The following is a 17,382-nucleotide window of genomic DNA, read 5'->3' as shown; positions in this document are numbered from 1 at the left end:
GCGAGCCTAGCTGCGACCGAGGTTCACACTCGAGCGCGGTACTGACGGCGGATCTCCCGGGCGGCGAGGATGTCGCCGGCGTGGGCCTCGCGGGCCTTCAGCAGTGCCTTGTCCGACTTGAGCGGCAGGCGCAGCACGTCGTCCGCCTCGATGCCGGCGACCAGCTCGCGCGCCCGCTCGGTCTCGGAGTCGAGTTCGGCCCCGAACAGCAGGGCGTTGTTCGCGATCCAGATCCACAGCAGGAACACGATGATCCCCGCCAGGGCGCCGTAGGTCTTGTCGTAGTTTCCGAAGTTGCCCACGTAGAAGGCGAACAGCGCGGACGCGATTCCGAGCACGACGATGGCCGCGATCGACCCGGGCGTCAGCCAGCGGATCTTCGGGTGCTTGACGTTCGGCGTCGCGGCGTAGAGCACCGCGACCAGCGCGACGATCACCACGAGCACGATCGGCCAGCGGATGATCGACCAGGCGAACTGGAACGCGTCGCTCAGCCCGATGAGTCCGCCCAGGAACTGGGCCACCGGACCTGAGATGACCAGCAGCAGGGCCAGCAGCGAGATGAGGACGAGCGCCATCAGCGTGACGCCGAGCTGCACCGGGCGCAGCGCGATGAACGTGCGGCCTTCCTGCACCCCGTAGATCCGGTTGAGCGCGCGCCCGAATGCGCCGACGTATCCCGATGCCGACCAGACGGCGCCGACGATTCCGATCGCAAGCGCCCACCCGGTGGCGGGGGAGGAGGCGAGGTCGGCGATCGGGCCCTTGAGCACATCCGTCATGCCCGGAGCCAGGTCGTTCACCATCCCGAACAGCGCGTCGATCCCGGTCTTGCTCTGCCCGACGATGCCCAGGATGCTCACCAGCGCCAGCAGGGCGGGGAACAGCGACAGGACCGCGAAGTAGGTGAGCCCGGCAGCCAAGTCCGTCGCCTGGTCCGTCGAGTAGCTGCGCAGGGTGCGCTTCAGGATGAAGCCCCACGGCAGGCGGTACCAGGGGACGCTGGAGTGGTCCTCGATCCGCCGCACCGCCTTGGCGCGGTCGCTGCCCACGCCCCCCTGGTCAGCGGGCACGCCCACGCCTCACGAGGAGCGTGGCGATTCCGGCGGCGGCGCCGGTCAGGGCCAGGAACAGCCCGGTGAAGAAGACGGGGTGCGACCGGATCTGCACGCGGATGTTGAACGTGGCGAACAGATCGTCGAGCGTGGAGGCCAGCTCGTCGCGCGTCAGCTCGAGGTCGAGTTTGAGGGAGTTGATCCCGGCACCCTTCGGCAGCGGCGGACGCCCGGCCGGGCGCTGGCCCTCGCGGCGCACCGCGGGAACGGTCTCCGTGGTCACGGCTGCTCTCCCTTCAACGCCTTGGCGTCGGCGCTCAACTCGCTCCCGAGGTCGTCCGGCACGGGCGGCAGCCCCTTCTTGAGGCTGCTTAGCCCGATCAAGCCGATGACGACGGCGATGACGATCAGGATGACACCGACGATGATCGCGGACAGCCACGCGGGCAGGATCAGTGCGAAGCCGAGCACCGCGGCGGCGATCAGCACGGCGAACGCGAAGAAGAGGAAGAGGAGGGCCCCGACCAGCAGGCCCGCACCGATGCCGGCGGCCTTGGCCTTCGCGGTCATCTCGGCTTTGAACAGGGCCACCTCGGCGGCGACCAGGCGCCGCAACTGGGCGACGAGGTCTTTGGTCAGCTCCGGCAGGGGGCGGAGTCCGCGGGTGGTGCGGCGTCGCTCCCGGGGAAGCGGTGGCGTGTCGGCCATCGGATCGGGCTCCTCTCAGACACTGGTATGGCCGAACGTACCCCACGGCTCCGCACGAGTGAACCCATGGATGGTGCAACACTAGGGGCATGAACGGCAACGAGATCGCCCGGCGGGGTGGCATCCTCGCCGCTGTGGTTCCGGGTCAGCCCCGTGCGGTCCTGGAACAGGCCGCGCGCCTGGCGGACGACCTGGACGTTCCCCTCGTGTGTGCCAACGTGGATCCCGACCGGTACGTGGTGTCCAGCTACGTCGACGGAACCGTCGTCGCGCTGCCCTACGACCCGGACCTGCCGGACGCGGAGGACAAGCCCTTCGACCCGGAGCTGGAGGCGCAGATCCGGAGCGCGCTCGACGGCCGCGGCATCCCGTACTCGCTCCAGCAGCTGGCCGGTGACCCGGCGTGGTCGCTGGCGCGACTGGCGGACGACATGGACGCCCGCTACATCGTGGTCGGGACGCGCGAGGCCGGCCTCCGCGGCAGCGTGCGGGAGTTCTTCAACGGCTCGGTCGCGGTGCACCTGGCGCACCGGCAGCACCGGCCCGTGATCGTCGTACCCCTCAACCCCGTCCCGGGTGCCCAGCGGTTCCCGTGGGAAGATCCGCCGGTCTAGTGCCGGCGGACCGCCCTCGAGCGCCCCTGCACCTGCGGCCGCGCTCGGTCCTCCTCGTCTTCGTCGGCGGTGCGATCGGCACAGCCGTGCGCTACCTGCTCGCGCTGTCGGTCCCTCCGATCGCCGGCGTGCCGCTGATCACCTTCCTGATCAACGTCACCGGGGCGTTCGTGCTCGGCTGGCTGCTGCAGTCGCTCGCGCTGCGCGGACCGGATGAGGGTGCCCGCCGCGACCTGCGCCTGTTCGCCGGTACCGGCATCCTGGGCGGCTACACGACGTACAGCTCGCTGGCGGTCGACACGGACGGCCTCATCGCGGCGCAGAGCGTCGGGCTCAGCATCCTGTACGCCGGCGCCACGATCGTCGTGGGCGCTGCAGCGTCGGTGGCGGGCATCGCGGTCGCGTCTGCCGTGGCGCGACGCAGAGCCGCACGGGGACGCGCATGACGGCCCTGTTGGTCATCGCTGTCGCCGCGGCGGGAGGAGTGGGCGCGGTGGCGCGGCTCGTCTTCGACGGAGCGCTGCGGTCGTGGCTGCGTGTGGGCTACCCGATCGGCACGACCATCATCAACGTCACCGGGTCCTTCCTGCTGGGCCTCGTGACCGGACTGGCCCTGGCGCACGGGCTGCCTGCCGAGTGGCGGGCGGTGCTCGGAACGGGGTTCCTCGGCGGGTACACCACCTTCAGCACGGCCAGCTACGAGACCGTGCGCCTGGCGCAGCAGCGGAGGTACCGCGCGGCGCTGGTCAACGGCATCGGGATGCTCGCACTGGCGCTCGCAGCGGCCGGCCTGGGACTGTGGCTCGGTCAGCTCGCGTAGAACGGCACGAGGTCAGCCCTGGTCGGGCTCCTGCTCCATCCACCACTCGGTGAACTCGTCGGCGCGGCCATCCCCGGCGAGGCGGACGATCCACAGGTTGCTGTAGATCGGGCCGTCGCGGTAGTCGGTGACGCCTTCGACGAAGTAGACGGGTCCGTCCTGGCCGATCAGCCGCCACTCGAAGGTGGCGGCGCCGGGCTCATCCTGCGCGTCGAGCCAGCCTTCGACGATCTCAATGTGACCGTCCCACGGCTCGGCGAACGGTTCCGTGCGGTAGCTGGCGTCCTCGGTGAAGAGCGCCCGGATGTCGTCGGGCTCGTTGCTCTCCCACGCGCGCCGGTAGAGGTCGATCCAGGTGGTGATCGCGTCGGCCATTCCCCCGTTATACGCCCTGGCCGATGTGCACCGCTACGCTGGGCCGCATGCTGGAGCCCTTCGCCTCCTGGTCGGAGTTCAACGTCGCCGTCGCCGGAGCGGGCGCCGCGCTCGGCGGTCTCCTCATCGTGGCGCTGTCGGTGAACATCAAGACGATCGCGGAATCCCGGGGTCTCGCGGCCCGGGCCGCCGCGTCGATCGCGGCCCTGATCCTGGGCGTCGCGCTGTGCTGCGCCGCCCTCATCCCCGGTCAGGTGCCGTTCGGGTTCGGCATCCAAGTGCTGGTGGGCACGGCACTGTGCGCTCTGGTGGTGGCCCGGTCGGCCGTCGCGGTGCAGCGGGACGGTGTGCAGAGCGGGTTCGCGAAGTACACGGCGGAACGCATCGCGCTGTTCGCCGCGCCGCCGGCGGTCTACGCGGTGGGAGGGGTCCTGCTGCTGGTGCTTCCCGGGTCGTCGGCCGGTCTGGTGTTCGTGGCCGTGGGAACCATCCTCGCCATCGTCACCACGGTGCTGTTCTCGTGGATCGCGCTCGTCGAGGTGCTCCGGTAGGAGCCGGTCAGGAGGCGACCGGCTGGGCCGCGCTCAGCTGGGGGAGCGCCTCCACCAGCGGGGCCAGCTCGGGCACCTCGCGTGCGCCCTCGAGGGCGCGTGCCAGTGCGTCGTCGTGGACCGGCCGGGCGGCATCCAGCAGCTCGTGACCGCTGCGTGTGAGCTCCGTGTAGATTCCCCGGCGGTCGTCGGCGCACAGGATGCGCGTGAGCAGCCCGCGCTCTTCGAGCCGGTTCACGAGGCGCGTGGTGGCACTCGGGCTGAGTGCGCTCGCCCGGGCGAGCTGCTGCATCCGCATGTGCCAGCCGTCCTGGCGGGCGAGGGAGTCGAGCACCGTGTACTCGACGACCGAGAGCTGGACGCTGCGGCTGAGGTCGCGCTCCAGCTCGGACTCGATGTAACCGTGCAAGGCGGCAAGGGTGCGCCAGCCGTGCGCCCGAACCTGAACGGCGTCGTCGCCGATGCCCATGTGTGTGCCTCCTGACTTGCGTCATTTAATTGCACGTGCAACTATTTATAGCGCGCCTGCAACTAACAGGATAGCGCACCGACCCCCTTGCACGAAGGAGACCCATGCCCGCCGGCCTGATCGCACTCGCTCTCGGAGGGTTCGGCATCGGCCTGACCGAATTCGTCATCGCCGGCCTGCTGCCGGAGGTCGCGGCCGACTTCCACGTCGACGAGGCCGCCGCCGGGTGGCTGATCTCCGGCTACGCCCTGGCCGTGGTCGTCGGCGCCCTCGGGCTGACCGCGGCGGCGACGCGCATCCCGCGGAAGGCGGCCCTCGTCGGGCTCATGGTGCTGTTCATCGCCGGCAATCTGCTCTCCGCGATCGCACCCGACTACGGAGTGATGCTGGGCGGGCGCCTGCTCGCCGCCCTATGCCACGGGGCGTTCTTCGGAATCGGGTCGGTCGTCGCGGCGAGCCTCGTGGCCCCGGAGAAGCAGGCGCGCGCCATCGCCATCATGTTCACCGGGCTCACCGCCGCCAACGTGCTCGGAGTGCCGTTCGGGACCCTGCTCGGGCAGGCGTTCGGCTGGCGTGCGACCTTCTGGGCCATCACCGCCATCGGTGTGGTCGCCCTGATCGGGGTCGCCATCCTGGTCCCCTCCGGAGCGGGGGAGCGGTCCGGATCCAGCCTGCGGCGGGAGTTGTCCGCGTTCCGCTCAGGACAGGTGTGGCTGTCGCTCGCGGCGACCGTGCTCGGGTTCGGTGGGATGTTCGGCGCCTTCACCTACATCGCCTACACGCTGACGGGTGTCTCCGGGTTCGCCCCCGGTGCCGTGCCGTGGCTCCTCATCGTGTTCGGAGTCGGCCTGTTCGCGGGCAACTGGGTCGGCGGTCGCCTCGCCGATCGTTCGGTGGACCGCACGCTCCTGTGGCTGCTGGGTGCGCTCGCCGTGGTGCTCGCGGGCTTCGCCCTCGTCGCCGGAATGCCGGTCGGCGCGGTCGTCGGTCTCGTGCTGATGGGGGCCTTCGGGTTCGCCACCGTTCCCGCACTCCAGCTCCGCGTGCTGTCGTACGCCGCACAGGCGCCGACGCTCGCCTCAGGTGCGAACATCGCCGCCTTCAACCTCGGAAACGCCCTCGGCGCCTGGATCGGCGGGATCACGATCGCGGCCGGATTGGGCTACACGTCGCCCCTCTGGGTGGGGGCCTCCATGACCGTGGGAGCACTCGTGGTGGTCGCCATCGCTGCCCTCTCCGCGCGCAGAAATCGTTCGGGAAGCGAACGTGCACGCAGCGGCTCCGAAAAATCCGCCCTTCCTGTCTAGTAGACAGCGGAGTACATTCGCCCTCATCTCGAACGATCAGGGGGTGATCGTATGCCGGAGTCGGCCGAAGAGCCGCACCGCAGCATCTTCACCCCTGCGCGCATGCTCGTCGCCTCGCTGGTCGCCGGCGCCGGTCTGACCGTCCTCGGCTTCCTCGCCGGAGGCTCGGCCGCCAGTGCCGCTGAGCCCGCCCCGCCGTCAGGCGTGATCGGCTCCCTCGTCTCGAACGGGACCGCGGAGGCCGGCGAGACCGTCGGCTCGGTCACCGGAGCCGTCGCGCCGGTGCTGCCCGCGCCGGTGCAGCGGATCGTTGCGTCCGTTGTGACCCCTGTCGCCCAGACGGTCGACGCGGTCGCCGAGCAGGCGCCCGTCAGCGCCGTCGTCGCGCCGGTCGCGGCCACGGTCGATCGGGTGGTCGCCGCTGTTCCGCTGGTCGGAGACGTCCTCCCGGCCGCCCCGGTCTCCTCTGTCGCGCAGCCCGTCGCCGGGTCCCTCGATCAAGCGGTCGCGGATGTGGCAGGCGCGGTCGATTCGGCCGTCTCGCCGTTCGTGTCCATCCCGGCCTCTGCGGTCTCCAACGACCCCGGCGCCGGCTTCGGAGCCGCCCAGCTGACTGCATCCGCCAGCGCTTCGGCGCTGCTGCTGGGTGCCGTGAGCGGCGGCCTTCGGCCCGTCGCGACGGGTGCGCTCGACGGCCTGTCCTCGGCGCCCGCCGGTCCTCTCGGCGGCGAACCCGCGGCCCCGCTGCCCGCGGCCCCCGGGGGACTGCCGACCGGTGGTGCTGCCGGTTCCCCGGGCGGCGCGAGCGGGCCGGGCGGAACTGCGCCCTCTGCCGGCACGACCCTCGACTCCCTGCTTCTTCCCGTCCGCGCGGCATGCGGGCTCAGCGGCGGGCCCACGGACGATCGCGTCCCCTCCGGCCCCGTCGCCGACCACGACATCAGCCCCGACTGAGTGGGTCCCGGCTGCCCTTGCGGCAGCACGCGACCACGACCCGGCACGTCTGTGCCGGCCGAACTTCACTCATTCGAAAGGCTCGATCATGAACAAGTACGTTTCCAGAGGGATGTGGTTCACCCTCTGCGTCGGCGGCCTCTGGCTCGCCGGAACGGCCGCGGCCAACGCGGCCGACAACACCGTTGCCACCGGAGACCAGGCGGTCGTCGGTGCCACCGTCCCCGTGACGATCGCCGGCAACGGCATCTCGGTCCTGGGCGACTCGTCCAGCACTGACTCCGCTGCGGCTGCCCCTGCGGCACCCGCTGCCCCGTCGGTCTCCATCGCTCCCGACTCCGTCAGCGGAGTCCTGAGCGGCGACCAGGCCGTCGCCGACGTCAGCGTGCCGGTGCAGGTCGCCGGGAACGCGGTCAGCGTCCTGGGCGATGCGGGCAGCTCCGGTTCCGATGCGTCTGCCCCCGCGGCGGGCTCAGGGTCGGGGTCCAGCGCCACATCGTCCGGCGCCGACGGCATCGGTTCCGGAATTCAGGCGCCGGTGTCGGTGGATGTGCCGGTGACGGCGGGCGGCAATGCCATCTCGGTGCTCGGTGACGCGAACTCGAGCAACTCGACGGCTGCGTCGCCGGCGGACTCGTCGGGTTCGTCTGCTTCGTCGGGTTCGTCGGCTAGTTCGACGGGCGCCGGCGGCGAACTGGTGTCGGACATCCAGGCTCCGGTCGGGGCTGCGGCGCCGGTGACCGCGGGCGGCAACGCCGTGTCGGTCCTCGGTGACGCGTCGTCGAGCGGCTCGACCGCGACGGCTCCGGCTGCGGGCGGGGGCTCCACCGCCACCAGCGGTGCGGGCTCGAGCGGCGGCATCCTCTCGGGTGTCCAGGCTCCCGTGGATGCGGCACTGCCGGTGACCGCCGGCGGCAACGCGATCTCGGTCCTCGGTGACGCCACGACGTCGGATTCCGCGACGACCGCTCCGGCGGCCGGCACCGGCTCGTCGTCGACGTCGGGCTCCGGTTCGGATGGCGGCATCCTGTCGGGTGTTCAGGCGCCGATCGGTGCGGCGGCTCCGGTGACCGCAGGCGGTAACGCCGTGTCGGTCCTGGGTGATGCGACGACGGCCGACTCGGTGACCTCCGCTCCGGCGACCGGCGGCTCGACCGCCGGCGACGGCGCCCCGGGGGCCACGACCGGCGGCGGGCTGCTGAGCGGGACCGACCTGCCCATCGGCATCGCTGCGCCGGTGACCGTCGGCGGTAACGCCGTGGCGGTTGCGGGAGACGCGTCCTCGACGGGAGCGACCGCGACCACTCCGACCACGCCGACCACTCCGGCGACCCCGGGTACGCCGTCCACGGGTGACCCGGTCGTCACGACGCCGGCCTCCACGGTTGGAGTATCGGTGCTGGCGACCGGCCGGATGTCGGCCGCGACGGGAGTCGCGACCGCGGCACTCGCCTCCACCACCCTGGCCTCCACCGGTTCCGATGACCTCGGACTCGGTGCGCTGGGTGGATTGCTGGCTCTCCTCGGTGTGATGCTGGCCTTCGCTGCGGCGAACCGGTCGCGCCACCACACCCGCTGAGCGCCTGGGCCCGCTGAGCGCGGGTGACAGCTTCCCGGCACGCCGGCATCCCAGCCGCCGGCGTGCCGGGAACTCGCCGTGCCGGGGCCCGGTCGCCGCAGTTCAGAATCCGATCGGACGACCGGGGGTCAACGGTTCGTCCGTTCCGACGAACACCTCGCCACCGTTGTACGCCAGCTCGCGGCGCTCCACCTCGGCGAGCAGAGCCTTGTTGATCATCGCCGACCAGCTTGCATCCCGTTCGCTGTACGACGTCTGCCGGTAGGCGGCCCGAGCGCGATTCCGCATCGCGTCGGTCAGATAGAACGTGATGGTGATCCGCTTCTTCGCGGGCGGCGGCGCGGACGCGCCCGCTTCCGGAGCGCGGGGTTCCGACGCACGGGGTTCCGACGCACGGGGTTCCGGGGCTTCGGCGGCGGTCTCGGCCTCGACGGGAGGACTGGATGCTGAACGGTCCATGGTTCACCTTTCGGCATATCGGATGTCGATCTTCGATCTCACATACTAATCCGGCCGACGCCTCCGTGGCGAGATTCCACAGGTGCTAAGCATGCTTAAAAGCCCTGAAATGCAGGCATTTTCCGGGCTACCGGGTCAGTGCGAGAGACGCTCGACAACGGAGCCGAACAGCTCCGGGCGGCGCGCCGCAGCGGGCACGATCCGAGGCCGGAAGCGCGACCTCGCCGCCAGCACCAGGGCGGACGTCAGCATCCGGAAGTCCCGGGTCGTCGCGCGCCAGGCCCGCTCGTACTGCTCCGTATTGCCCGCGCGGACGGCGGCGACGGCCGCACGGGCCTGCGCGAAGCCGACGCGCATCCCCTCGCCCGTGAGCGCATCCACGTAACCGGAGGCGTCGCCCGCCAGCAGCACCCGCCCGGAGGAGCGCGCACGCGCCCGCTGCAGCAGCGGTCCCGCGCCGCGAGGTTCGGAGACGGCGGCGACCCCGTCCAGCCGCCCTGCCAGCTCCGGAATCGACGCGATGACGGCGTCGATGTCCAGCGGGCGCGCGCCGAGCACTGCGACGCCGACCGTGTACTCGTCGACGGGCGTCACGTAGGCTTCCGCGCCCTCCGACCAGTGGACCTCCACGAGCGACGTCCAGGGCTCCACGGCGAAGTGCTTCCTGAGGCCGAAGCGCCTCCGCGCCCCGTCCTGGCCGCGTCCGTCGAGGCCGACCATGCGGCGGACCGGCGAGTGGAGGCCGTCGGCGGCGATCACCCATGCCGAGTCGAGTGTGACGCCGTCCCCGAGCGTCAGCGTCACGCCGTCCGCCCGCTGCGTCACGCCCGTGACCTTCGCGTGGATGCGCTCCGCGCCGAGCTCGACGGCGCGGTCCGCCAGCGCCTGGTGCAGCACGGTCCGCCGCACCCCGCGGCCCGGACGGTCGGCGAAGCGGTGCTCCACGCGGGAGTTCGCATCCACGTAGGCGATGCCGTCCAGTCGCCGGCCCGCCGGGTCCACCCCGATCCGGTGCAAGGCCGCGAGCGCGCCCGGCATCAGCCCCTCGCCGCACGCCTTGTCGATCGCCCCGACGCGGGGCTCGACGAGCACCACATCCATCCCGTCGATGCGGGCCTCGATGGCGCAGGCGAGACCGATGGGTCCGCCGCCCACGACCACGACCTGCGGATTCATGCGGCAGCCGGCTCCCGGAAGACCGTGGCCAGAGCGCGGTTCTCGCAGCGGATCCGGACGACCAGCAGCCACGCATTGAGCACGGTGAACGTGAGCGCGGTGATCCAGGCCGTGTGCACCAGCGGCAGCGCGAAGCCTTCGACGACCACCGCGACGTAGTTCGGGTGCGTGAACCAGCGGTACGGTCCGCGCGTGACCAGCGGCAGGTCGCGGACCACGATGACCCGGGTGTTCCACCGCGGGCCGAGCGTTGCGATGCACCACCAGCGGAGCGCCTGGCTGGCCAGCACCAGCGCGAGCATGGGCCAGCCGAGCCAGGGGATGAACGGTCGCCCGGCGAACCACACCTCGGCGAGGCAGGCGAGCAGCAGTCCCGTATGCAAGGCCACCATGGCGGGGAAGTGCCCGCGCCCGAACTCCACACCGCCGCGGGCGAACGACCACTTGGCGTTGCGGGTGGACACGATCAGCTCCGCGATACGCTCCAGGCCCGTCGCGAGCACGAGGGCGGTGTAGAGGATCATGACAGGAGCTCGGGCGTCGCCCGCTTCTCGCCGTCCACCCAGCGCAGCAGTACCAGCTCGCTGGTCACTCCGGGCCCGAGCGCGAACAGCAGGCCGATGGTTCCCGCCGCATGCGCGTCCAGCTGCTCGGCGAGCACATGGAGCACGGCTGCCGACGAGAGGTTGCCGACGTTCGCCAGCGACCGCCAACTGGCGTCGAGCGCACCCTCCGGCAGGTCGAGGGCCTGCGAGAACGCCTCCAGCACCTTCGGTCCGCCGGGATGTGCGGCCCAGGCGCCCACGTCCTCCACTTCGAGCCCGTGCGCCGCGAGGATGCCGCGGGCGTCGCCGGCGAAGTTCCGCTCGATGACCTCCGGCACACCGGCGCTGAGGACGATGCGGAACCCCGTCCCGCCGATGTCCCAGCCGATGACGTCGGCCGTGTCCGGATAGATGCGGCTGCGGGTGTCGACGACCTCGGGGCCGGCGAGCCCGAGAGCCTCGGCGCGTGCCTCGCCGACCATGACGACCGCGGCCGCGCCGTCGCCGAACAGGCCGCTCGCGACGATGTTGGCCATGGAGTCGTCGCGCGCCTGAACGGTCAGCGAGCACAGCTCGACCGACAGCAGGACGGCGACTTCGTCGGGATGGCCGGCCAGGTAGTCGTTGACCCGGGCGATCCCGGCTGCGCCGGCGACGCAACCCAGGCCGAAGCTCGGCAGGCGCTTCACGTCGGGACGCAGTCCCAGGCGCGCGACGAGCTGCGCGTCGATGGAGGGTGCGGCGATGCCGGTGACGGAGGTGAAGAGCAGGAAGTCGACATCGCGAGGCGCAAGGCCTGCCGAATCGAGGGCGGCCATCATGGCGCGCTCGGCGAGCGATGTCCCCTCCGCGATGAAGTAGTCGTTCGACTCCTGGAACGACGCCAGCGAGCTGTACTGCTCGAGCGGCATGACCAGGCTGCGCGTCTGGACTCCCGAGGAGGCGTGGATGCGGCGCATCACCTGCTGCCGCGCGGGATCGGAGGTGATCATCGCGAGCAGCGCCGCAGTGATCTCGCCCTGGCTGTAACTGCGGGCGGGGAGCACAGGTGCCACCGACACGATTCGACTCACAAGCGAAACGTACCACCGGCTCCGGCCACCGACACCGGCCGTCGGCGAACACCCAGCCCCAGCCCGCGAGCACAGGAAAAACGCGCCGAATCGGGGGAATCCGGCGCGCTTTTCCTGTGCTCGCGGGCTGCGGGTCAGCGGGGGTGGTGGGTGCGGTCGCGCTGGGCGGCGGAGACCGCATCGACAAGTGGCGCGTGGAGGGGCTCGCCGGCGGCCACTCCCATGACCTCTTCGACGATCGCGGCCGCGTCCGCCTCGTCGAGCAGCTTCTGGAGTTCGACGCTCTGGCTGTCCTCCGGCACGTCGAACCGCAGGGCGGCGCCGACCGCGGCGAGGAGCGCGTTCGGGACACCGCCGACATACTGCGCGTAGTCCGACGCGGGACCGATGAAGCGGTCGTTGCGGCCGAGCTTGCGGATCGGTTCGCGGCCGACGCGGGTGACCTCGTCGACCAGGTAGGGGTTGGCGAACCGGCCGAGGATCTTCTCGCGGTACGCGGCGAGCTCCTCCTCCGGCAGCCCGTGCTTGGCGGAGAGCGCGGCCGACGTCTCACGCAGTGCGGCCTCCGCCGCCTCGCGCACGGCCGGGAGCGCGATCGCCTCGCTGATCGTGGTGGCCCCCTGCAGGAACCCCGTGTACGCGACGGTGGCGTGTCCGGTGTTGACCGTGAACAGCTTGCGCTCGATGTACGGGCCCAGGGAGTCGACGAAGTGCGCACCGGGGATCCGGGGCTCCTGTCCGCCGAAGGGGCTGCGGTCGACGACCCACTCGTAGAAGGTCTCCACCGTCACATCGATGCCCGCGTCCGGTGCCTGCGCCGGGACGATCCGGTCGACGGCCGTGTTGGCGAAGACCGCGCGCGCAGCGAGCTCGTCGCGCGTGTCGTCGTCGGGCAGACCGTCCATCAGCTCTGCGGCGAGCAGGTCGGAGGCGCCGATCGCGTTCTCGCAGGCCATGACCGCGAGCCGCGGGGCGTCCTCCGCCCGGGCTGCGAGGCCGCGCGCGATCACCGGAGCGACGAATCGGAGGATGCGCGGGCCGACCGCGGTCGTGACCACATCCGCCGTCGCGATCTCGGCGACCAGCGCCTCCTCGTCCGTCGCACTGTTGATGGCGCGGAACCCCGTCACCGTCTTCGTCTGCGACTCCTCACCCACGAGGTGGACATCGTAGGAGTCGGCTGCGGCGAGCGCGTCGATCAGCTCGGCGTTGACGTCCGCGAACACGACCTCGTACCCGGCTTCGTGGAGCAGGAGCCCCACGAAGCCGCGCCCGATGTTGCCCGCACCGAAATGGACGGCCTTCACAGCGTCCTCCTCACTCGTTCACGTCGCCCAGGAGAGCGAACAGTGCGTCCGCGTCCGGGGCGTCGAGGAGCTTCTGAACGTCGTCCTCCTCGGAGAAGAGGATGGCGATCTTCGACAGGATCTCGAGGTGCTCGTTGTTCTGGCCGGCGATGCCGACGACGAACCGCACCTCCTCGCCGCCCCAGTCGAGCGGCGAGGAGTAGCGGATGAAGGAGAGGGCGGACCGCTTGATCTCGTCCTTGGACTCGTTGGTGCCGTGCGGGATCGCGAGGCCGTTCCCCATGAACGTGGAGACGGTGTCCTCGCGGTCCTGCATCGAGTCGACGTACCCGGGTTCGACGGCGCCGGCCGCGACGAGCAGCGCACCCGCCTCCCGGATCGCGTCCTCCCGCGTGGCCGCGGAGCCCGCGGCCACGACGTTCGCCCGGTCGAGAATGGTGTCGGTCATGTGGTGGCGTCCTCCGTGGCGTTCTGCTTCTTGACGAGATCGACGACCTCGTCGTACTTGGGGCTGTTCATGAAGTTGTCCACCGAGACGTGGATGGAGTCCGGAGACTGCCCCTTCGCCCGGTCGGTCAGCTGCTGCTGGGTGATGACCAGGTCGGCGGTGCCGTCGAGGTTGCTGATGGCCTGGTTGGTCACCGTCACTCCTTCGACTCCGGCCTTCTTCATCTTGTTGCGGAGCACGGAGGCCCCCATCGCGCTCGAACCCATGCCAGCGTCGCACGCGAACACGATGTTGCGCACCAGCCGATCTGTGGCGTCGCCCTGGGCGTCACCGGTGTCGTGCTCGGCCTCCTGGACCAGGCCCTCCAGCACGGAGGACGACTTGCCCTTGTTGGCCTCGGTCTGCGCGACCGCGGCGGACAGATCACCGGCGTTGCCGGCGAGCAGGTCGCGCCGGCGGCTCGATCGCAGCACGATCGCCGTGAAGGTGAACGAGACCGCGGCCGCCGAGATGATCGCCAGCGCGATGCCGAGCATGTTGGGGACCGGCGCTTGGGCGAAGATGGCGAACACCGATCCTGGTGCCGCCGGCGCTCGCAGGCCCGTCTGGAAGGCCACGTTGACCGCGACACCGGTCATGCCGCCGAGGATGGCGCCGATGATCAGGATGGGCTTCATCAGCACGTACGGGAAGTAGATCTCGTGGATGCCGCCGAAGAACTGGATGATGAACGCGCCCGGGGCGGCCGCGCGTGCGGCGCCGAGCCCGAAGATCGCCCACGCGAGCAGGATGCCGGCACCGGGGCCGGGGTTCGTCTCGATGAGGAACAGGATGGACTTGCCGGCCTGCTGCGACTCGAGCGTCCCGATCGGGGTGAACACGCCGTGGTTGATCGCGTTGTTGAGGAAGAGCACCTTTCCGGGCTCCACCAGGATGCTGACCAGGGGCAGCAGGTGCACCGAGACGAGCCAGTCGACGCCGGCTTCGAGTGCCTTGCTGAGCCCCTGCACCAGCGGTGCGATTCCGAAGAACGCGCCGATCGCCAGGAGGAAGCCGAGGATACCGGCCGAGAAGTTGTTGACGAGCATCTCGAAGCCCGCCTTGATCTTCCCCTCCCAGATCCGGTCGACGAGCTTCATCAGGTAGCCGCCGAGCGGACCCATGATCATCGCTCCGATGAACATCGGGATGTCGGTGCCCACGATCACGCCCATCGCTGCGATGGTGCCGACCACGCCGCCGCGGACGCCGTAGACGAGGCGACCGCCGGTGTTGGCGAGGAGCAACGGGAGCAGGTACGTGATCATCGGGCCGACGAGGCTCGCGATGTCCTTGTTGGGGAACGGGCCCTGCGCGATGAAGAGTGCCGTGACGATGCCCCAGGCGATGAACGCCGCGATGTTGGGCATGACCATGTTCGAGAGGAACGTGCCGAACCGTTGCACGTGAACGCGTGCTCCGACGGACTTCCTGGGGGCCGACGGTGTCGTCGACGTCTGTGTCGCCGATGTCATTGTGCTGTCTCGTTTCTGTTCTGGTGTGCAGGGGAGGTGAACCGTTCGGCGGCCGCGCGGACCGCCTCCCGGGCCTCGGCCGCGCCATCGGCGGCCAAGGCGGTCTCGGCCAGCGAGCGCGCCTGGTCGAGGGTGTAACGCTTGAGGGAGAGCCGCACGTCGGCGAGCGCCGCGGGCGACATCGAGAGCGTGGTGGCGCCGAGCCCGGTGAGCACCACGGCGAGCAGAGGATCCGCTGCGGCCTCGCCGCAGATCCCGACCGGCTTTCCGCGCGCCGCGCCTGCCGCGCCGACCTCGCCGATCAGGCGGAGGACGGCAGGATGCCACGGGTCCTGGAAGGCGGCGACCGAGCCGAGGAGGCGGTCTGCCGCGAGGGTGTACTGCGTCAGGTCGTTCGTGCCGATGGATGCGAAGTCGGCCACCTGGAGCACGCGGTCGGCGAGCAGCGCGGCGGACGGCACCTCGACCATGACTCCGACCGTCTTGAGGCCGTACTCACGGCCGAGCTCGGTGAAGTACCGGGTCTCCTCGATGGTGGCGACCATCGGCGCCATCACCCAGAGGTCGGCGTCAGTCTGGGCATCCGCCTCGGCGAGGGCCGTGAGCTGCTCGCGCAGGATGTCCTCGTTGGCCCGCAGCGACCGCAGGCCGCGCAGTCCGAGCGCGGGGTTGTCCTCGTGCGCGTCGTTCAGGAACTCCAGCGGCTTGTCGGCGCCCGCGTCGAGCACGCGCACCACGACCTTGCGGCCGCCGCCGAACGCGCTCAGCAGCTTCACGTACTGCTCGCGCTGCTGCTCGACGGTGGGCGCCAGGCGCTGGTCGAGGAACAGGAATTCGGTGCGGAACAGCCCGACGCCCTCCGCTCCGGCCGCGATGGCCGCTTCGGCGCCCTCGGCCGATCCGAGGTTGGCGAGCAGGGGGACAGGGGTGCCGTCGGCGAGCGCGCCGGGCTCAACGCCTCCGGCGAGCGCGGCAGCGCGTTCGTCGATGCGGCGCTGCGCGTCGGCTCGCTGTTCATCGGTCGGGGAGACGGTGACCGTGCCGGTCGCCGCATCCACGATGACCTCGTCGCCGTCGCCGAGCGCGTCCGCGCCCGCGGCGCCGACGACCGCGACGATCGACTTCTCGCGCGCCAGGATCGCGGTGTGCGAGGTCGGGCCGCCCTCCTTCGTCACGAGCCCGAGCACCTTGGTCAGATCGAGCAGGGCCGTGTCCGCCGGTGCCAGATCGTGTGCGACGAGGACATAGGGGGTGTCCGACTGCGGGACGCCCGGCGCTGGCTTGCCTTCGAGCGCTGCGACCACGCGCTGGGAGACGTCGTCGAGGTCTCCGGCCCGCTCGCCCATGTAGCCGCCCAGGTCCTTCAGCATGTCGCGGAAGACGGCGAAGCCCTCGAAGACCGCGCGCTCGGCGGTCTTGCCGCCGTCGATCCGGGAGGAGACGTCATCGGCGAGGGTGGAGTCCTCCGCCATCATCGACTGCGCTTCGAGCACGTCGGCGGCGGTGCCCTCGACCGTGGAGGCGCGCTCGCGCAGATCGGCGGCGACCGCTGCCACCGCCTGCTGCACGCGAGCCTTCTCCTCGTCCGGGGTCCGGGTGCTGGCCGTGTCCGCCGGCTCGGGCAGCGGCGCCGACATCCGCAGCACCGCACCGATCGCGACGCCCTGGCCGATGCCGGCGCCGGAGAGTGTGGTTCCCGGTCCCTTCACGTCAGCGGCCATGATCAGGCGTCGTGATCCGTGGCCAGGATCTCGGCCAGGTCGTCGAGCACGGCCTCGCCATCCTGTGCGTCGGTGGTGAGCACGATCTTGTCGCCGTGGTCGATTCCGAGCGAGATCACGCCGAGGATGCTGCCGGCGTCGACGGTCTTGCCGCCCTCCTTCGTCAGCTTCACCTTCGCGCTCGAGCGGTTGACCGCCTCCACGAAGAGCTTGGCGGGGCGGGCGTGCAGCCCGTGCGCCGATCCGACGGTGATGATCCGTTCAGCCATGGTTCCGATCTCCTTCAGTCCGTGCCGGCCGGGTGGCCTGTTCGGTTCTCATAGTGCCGCCGCTTTCGCGTTGAGGGCCAGGTCCAGCGCGGTGTCGCCATCGAGTGCGACGGGTGAGATCGCGGGGAGGAGGGCGACCGCCGTCCCGGTCGTTGCCGCGCGCTGGCGGAGCGCGGGGACCGCGGCTTCGAGGTGCCCGCCGACGAGGATCACGTCGATCCCGGCCAGGGAATCCAGCTGACTGGCGCTTCCCGGCTCGACCACGACATCCTCACCGCGCGTCCGGGCGGCATTGCGCAGCTTCACGGCGACGAAGGTGCTGGACGCACCGGCGCCGCAGACGACCACGATCCTCATCGATCCTTGCCTTTCGCGTGTTGCTGGTGGAGCGGGTGGAACGTCTCACATGGTCTCTCCGTACACTGCGACGGTTCCAGC

General features: G+C 70.8%; 22 protein-coding genes. 7 read left to right on the top strand and 15 right to left on the bottom strand.

Annotation, left to right across the window (positions count from 1 at the left end; all coding sequences use genetic code 11):
* Positions 1 to 23 precede the first annotated feature (23 nt).
* The 3 genes from P3F85_RS15885 to P3F85_RS15875 are packed head-to-tail and all read right to left on the bottom strand — an operon-like array spanning position 24 to position 1,763.
* Positions 24 to 1,073, bottom strand: coding sequence for a YihY/virulence factor BrkB family protein (locus P3F85_RS15885; RefSeq protein ID WP_374008814.1), 1,050 nt, complete (start codon positions 1,071 to 1,073; stop codon positions 24 to 26).
* Positions 1,063 to 1,338 carry a hypothetical protein gene (locus tag P3F85_RS15880; protein ID WP_374008813.1) on the bottom strand — a complete coding sequence of 92 codons (276 nt, stop codon included), beginning with the start codon at positions 1,336 to 1,338 and terminating at the stop codon, positions 1,063 to 1,065. Before P3F85_RS15880 ends, P3F85_RS15885 begins: the two co-directional genes overlap by 11 nt.
* Positions 1,335 to 1,763, bottom strand: a complete 429-nt coding sequence (locus P3F85_RS15875; protein ID WP_374008812.1) for a phage holin family protein — start codon at positions 1,761 to 1,763, stop codon at positions 1,335 to 1,337. The genes P3F85_RS15880 and P3F85_RS15875 overlap by 4 nt, the downstream gene beginning before the upstream one ends.
* 89 nt (positions 1,764 to 1,852) lie before the next feature.
* Between P3F85_RS15875 and P3F85_RS15870 the strand changes: the two genes are divergently transcribed.
* From P3F85_RS15870 to crcB, 3 genes are read left to right on the top strand one after another with little or no spacing between them, the layout of a single operon-like run.
* Complete coding sequence (locus tag P3F85_RS15870; protein ID WP_374008811.1) at positions 1,853 to 2,377, top strand: universal stress protein; 525 nt, start codon at positions 1,853 to 1,855, stop codon at positions 2,375 to 2,377.
* Positions 2,377 to 2,823 (top strand): CrcB family protein, encoded by a 447-nt coding sequence (locus tag P3F85_RS15865; RefSeq protein ID WP_374008810.1) that lies wholly within the window; start codon positions 2,377 to 2,379, stop codon positions 2,821 to 2,823. The genes P3F85_RS15870 and P3F85_RS15865 overlap by 1 nt, the downstream gene beginning before the upstream one ends.
* Entirely contained in the window at positions 2,820 to 3,197 is a 378-nt protein-coding gene (gene crcB, locus P3F85_RS15860; protein WP_374008809.1) for a fluoride efflux transporter CrcB, read from the top strand. Before P3F85_RS15865 ends, crcB begins: the two co-directional genes overlap by 4 nt.
* 12 nt (positions 3,198 to 3,209) lie before the next feature.
* On the opposite strand, the gene P3F85_RS15855 is transcribed toward crcB, so the two are convergent.
* On the bottom strand, positions 3,210 to 3,572 hold the full coding sequence (locus P3F85_RS15855; RefSeq protein WP_374008808.1) for a nuclear transport factor 2 family protein: 363 nt from the start codon (positions 3,570 to 3,572) through the stop codon (positions 3,210 to 3,212).
* Between the two features lie 47 nt (positions 3,573 to 3,619).
* Here P3F85_RS15855 and P3F85_RS15850 point away from each other — a divergent pair, with 47 nt between their 5' ends.
* Positions 3,620 to 4,123, top strand: coding sequence for a hypothetical protein (locus tag P3F85_RS15850; protein WP_374008807.1), 504 nt, complete (start codon positions 3,620 to 3,622; stop codon positions 4,121 to 4,123).
* Between the two features lie 7 nt (positions 4,124 to 4,130).
* Here the strand turns inward: P3F85_RS15850 and P3F85_RS15845 are convergent, their stop codons facing one another.
* Positions 4,131 to 4,592 (bottom strand): MarR family winged helix-turn-helix transcriptional regulator, encoded by a 462-nt coding sequence (locus P3F85_RS15845; RefSeq protein ID WP_374008806.1) that lies wholly within the window; start codon positions 4,590 to 4,592, stop codon positions 4,131 to 4,133.
* Between the two features lie 104 nt (positions 4,593 to 4,696).
* Between P3F85_RS15845 and P3F85_RS15840 the strand changes: the two genes are divergently transcribed.
* From P3F85_RS15840 to P3F85_RS15830, 3 genes are all read left to right on the top strand, one after another.
* Positions 4,697 to 5,899, top strand: coding sequence for an MFS transporter (locus P3F85_RS15840; protein ID WP_374008805.1), 1,203 nt, complete (start codon positions 4,697 to 4,699; stop codon positions 5,897 to 5,899).
* A gap of 51 nt (positions 5,900 to 5,950) precedes the next feature.
* Positions 5,951 to 6,853, top strand: coding sequence for a hypothetical protein (locus P3F85_RS15835; RefSeq protein ID WP_374008804.1), 903 nt, complete (start codon positions 5,951 to 5,953; stop codon positions 6,851 to 6,853).
* A gap of 88 nt (positions 6,854 to 6,941) precedes the next feature.
* A complete protein-coding gene (locus P3F85_RS15830) occupies positions 6,942 to 8,432 on the top strand; it encodes a hypothetical protein (protein WP_374008803.1) in 1,491 nt (496 codons plus the stop codon).
* Between the two features lie 102 nt (positions 8,433 to 8,534).
* Here the strand turns inward: P3F85_RS15830 and P3F85_RS15825 are convergent, their stop codons facing one another.
* The 10 genes from P3F85_RS15825 to P3F85_RS15780 all read right to left on the bottom strand — a co-directional run bounded on the left by P3F85_RS15825 (position 8,535) and on the right by P3F85_RS15780 (position 17,301).
* On the bottom strand, positions 8,535 to 8,891 hold the full coding sequence (locus P3F85_RS15825) for a hypothetical protein (protein WP_374008802.1): 357 nt from the start codon (positions 8,889 to 8,891) through the stop codon (positions 8,535 to 8,537).
* Positions 8,892 to 9,026: 135 nt separating this feature from the next.
* The gene (locus P3F85_RS15820) at positions 9,027 to 10,067 is read right to left on the bottom strand and encodes an NAD(P)/FAD-dependent oxidoreductase (protein ID WP_374008801.1); all 1,041 of its coding nucleotides are present in this window, start codon (positions 10,065 to 10,067) and stop codon (positions 9,027 to 9,029) included.
* Positions 10,064 to 10,591 carry an isoprenylcysteine carboxyl methyltransferase family protein gene (locus P3F85_RS15815; RefSeq protein WP_374008800.1) on the bottom strand — a complete coding sequence of 176 codons (528 nt, stop codon included), beginning with the start codon at positions 10,589 to 10,591 and terminating at the stop codon, positions 10,064 to 10,066. Before P3F85_RS15815 ends, P3F85_RS15820 begins: the two co-directional genes overlap by 4 nt.
* Positions 10,588 to 11,667, bottom strand: coding sequence for a type III polyketide synthase (locus tag P3F85_RS15810; protein WP_374008799.1), 1,080 nt, complete (start codon positions 11,665 to 11,667; stop codon positions 10,588 to 10,590). The genes P3F85_RS15815 and P3F85_RS15810 overlap by 4 nt, the downstream gene beginning before the upstream one ends.
* Before the next feature lie 152 nt (positions 11,668 to 11,819).
* A complete protein-coding gene (locus tag P3F85_RS15805; protein ID WP_374008798.1) occupies positions 11,820 to 12,992 on the bottom strand; it encodes a mannitol-1-phosphate 5-dehydrogenase in 1,173 nt (390 codons plus the stop codon).
* A 10-nt stretch (positions 12,993 to 13,002) separates the two neighbouring features.
* A complete protein-coding gene (locus P3F85_RS15800) occupies positions 13,003 to 13,440 on the bottom strand; it encodes a PTS sugar transporter subunit IIA (protein ID WP_374008797.1) in 438 nt (145 codons plus the stop codon).
* Positions 13,437 to 14,954, bottom strand: a complete 1,518-nt coding sequence (locus P3F85_RS15795; protein WP_374008796.1) for a PTS mannitol transporter subunit IICB — start codon at positions 14,952 to 14,954, stop codon at positions 13,437 to 13,439. Before P3F85_RS15795 ends, P3F85_RS15800 begins: the two co-directional genes overlap by 4 nt.
* Positions 14,951 to 16,675 (bottom strand): phosphoenolpyruvate--protein phosphotransferase, encoded by a 1,725-nt coding sequence (ptsP, locus tag P3F85_RS15790; protein ID WP_374008795.1) that lies wholly within the window; start codon positions 16,673 to 16,675, stop codon positions 14,951 to 14,953. Before ptsP ends, P3F85_RS15795 begins: the two co-directional genes overlap by 4 nt.
* A gap of 2 nt (positions 16,676 to 16,677) precedes the next feature.
* A complete protein-coding gene (locus P3F85_RS15785) occupies positions 16,678 to 16,944 on the bottom strand; it encodes an HPr family phosphocarrier protein (RefSeq protein WP_374008794.1) in 267 nt (88 codons plus the stop codon).
* A gap of 48 nt (positions 16,945 to 16,992) precedes the next feature.
* Entirely contained in the window at positions 16,993 to 17,301 is a 309-nt protein-coding gene (locus P3F85_RS15780; RefSeq protein ID WP_374008793.1) for a PTS sugar transporter subunit IIB, read from the bottom strand.
* Positions 17,302 to 17,382: the final 81 nt, after the last annotated feature.

Origin of the sequence: Leifsonia sp. T36S-04 (assembly GCF_042465655.1) — a bacterium.
Taxonomy (GTDB): Bacteria; Actinomycetota; Actinomycetes; order Actinomycetales; family Microbacteriaceae; genus Leifsonia.
This window is presented reverse-complemented; position numbering and strand designations above follow the sequence as displayed.

Excerpts from the sequence above, each read along its gene's own strand:
- P3F85_RS15820 (WP_374008801.1), bottom strand. The coding sequence starts at position 10,067 with ATGAATCCGCAGGTCGTGGTCGTGGGCGGCGGACCCATCGGTCTCGCC.
- crcB (WP_374008809.1), top strand. The coding sequence starts at position 2,820 with ATGACGGCCCTGTTGGTCATCGCTGTCGCCGCGGCGGGAGGAGTGGGC.
- P3F85_RS15795 (WP_374008796.1), bottom strand. The coding sequence starts at position 14,954 with ATGACATCGGCGACACAGACGTCGACGACACCGTCGGCCCCCAGGAAG.
- P3F85_RS15840 (WP_374008805.1), top strand. The coding sequence starts at position 4,697 with ATGCCCGCCGGCCTGATCGCACTCGCTCTCGGAGGGTTCGGCATCGGC.
- P3F85_RS15845 (WP_374008806.1), bottom strand. The coding sequence starts at position 4,592 with ATGGGCATCGGCGACGACGCCGTTCAGGTTCGGGCGCACGGCTGGCGC.
- P3F85_RS15815 (WP_374008800.1), bottom strand. The coding sequence starts at position 10,591 with ATGATCCTCTACACCGCCCTCGTGCTCGCGACGGGCCTGGAGCGTATC.
- P3F85_RS15870 (WP_374008811.1), top strand. The coding sequence starts at position 1,853 with ATGAACGGCAACGAGATCGCCCGGCGGGGTGGCATCCTCGCCGCTGTG.
- P3F85_RS15800 (WP_374008797.1), bottom strand. The coding sequence starts at position 13,440 with ATGACCGACACCATTCTCGACCGGGCGAACGTCGTGGCCGCGGGCTCC.
- P3F85_RS15825 (WP_374008802.1), bottom strand. The coding sequence starts at position 8,891 with ATGGACCGTTCAGCATCCAGTCCTCCCGTCGAGGCCGAGACCGCCGCC.
- P3F85_RS15785 (WP_374008794.1), bottom strand. The coding sequence starts at position 16,944 with ATGGCTGAACGGATCATCACCGTCGGATCGGCGCACGGGCTGCACGCC.
- P3F85_RS15835 (WP_374008804.1), top strand. The coding sequence starts at position 5,951 with ATGCCGGAGTCGGCCGAAGAGCCGCACCGCAGCATCTTCACCCCTGCG.
- P3F85_RS15855 (WP_374008808.1), bottom strand. The coding sequence starts at position 3,572 with ATGGCCGACGCGATCACCACCTGGATCGACCTCTACCGGCGCGCGTGG.
- P3F85_RS15780 (WP_374008793.1), bottom strand. The coding sequence starts at position 17,301 with ATGAGGATCGTGGTCGTCTGCGGCGCCGGTGCGTCCAGCACCTTCGTC.
- ptsP (WP_374008795.1), bottom strand. The coding sequence starts at position 16,675 with ATGGCCGCTGACGTGAAGGGACCGGGAACCACACTCTCCGGCGCCGGC.
- P3F85_RS15830 (WP_374008803.1), top strand. The coding sequence starts at position 6,942 with ATGAACAAGTACGTTTCCAGAGGGATGTGGTTCACCCTCTGCGTCGGC.
- P3F85_RS15875 (WP_374008812.1), bottom strand. The coding sequence starts at position 1,763 with ATGGCCGACACGCCACCGCTTCCCCGGGAGCGACGCCGCACCACCCGC.
- P3F85_RS15850 (WP_374008807.1), top strand. The coding sequence starts at position 3,620 with ATGCTGGAGCCCTTCGCCTCCTGGTCGGAGTTCAACGTCGCCGTCGCC.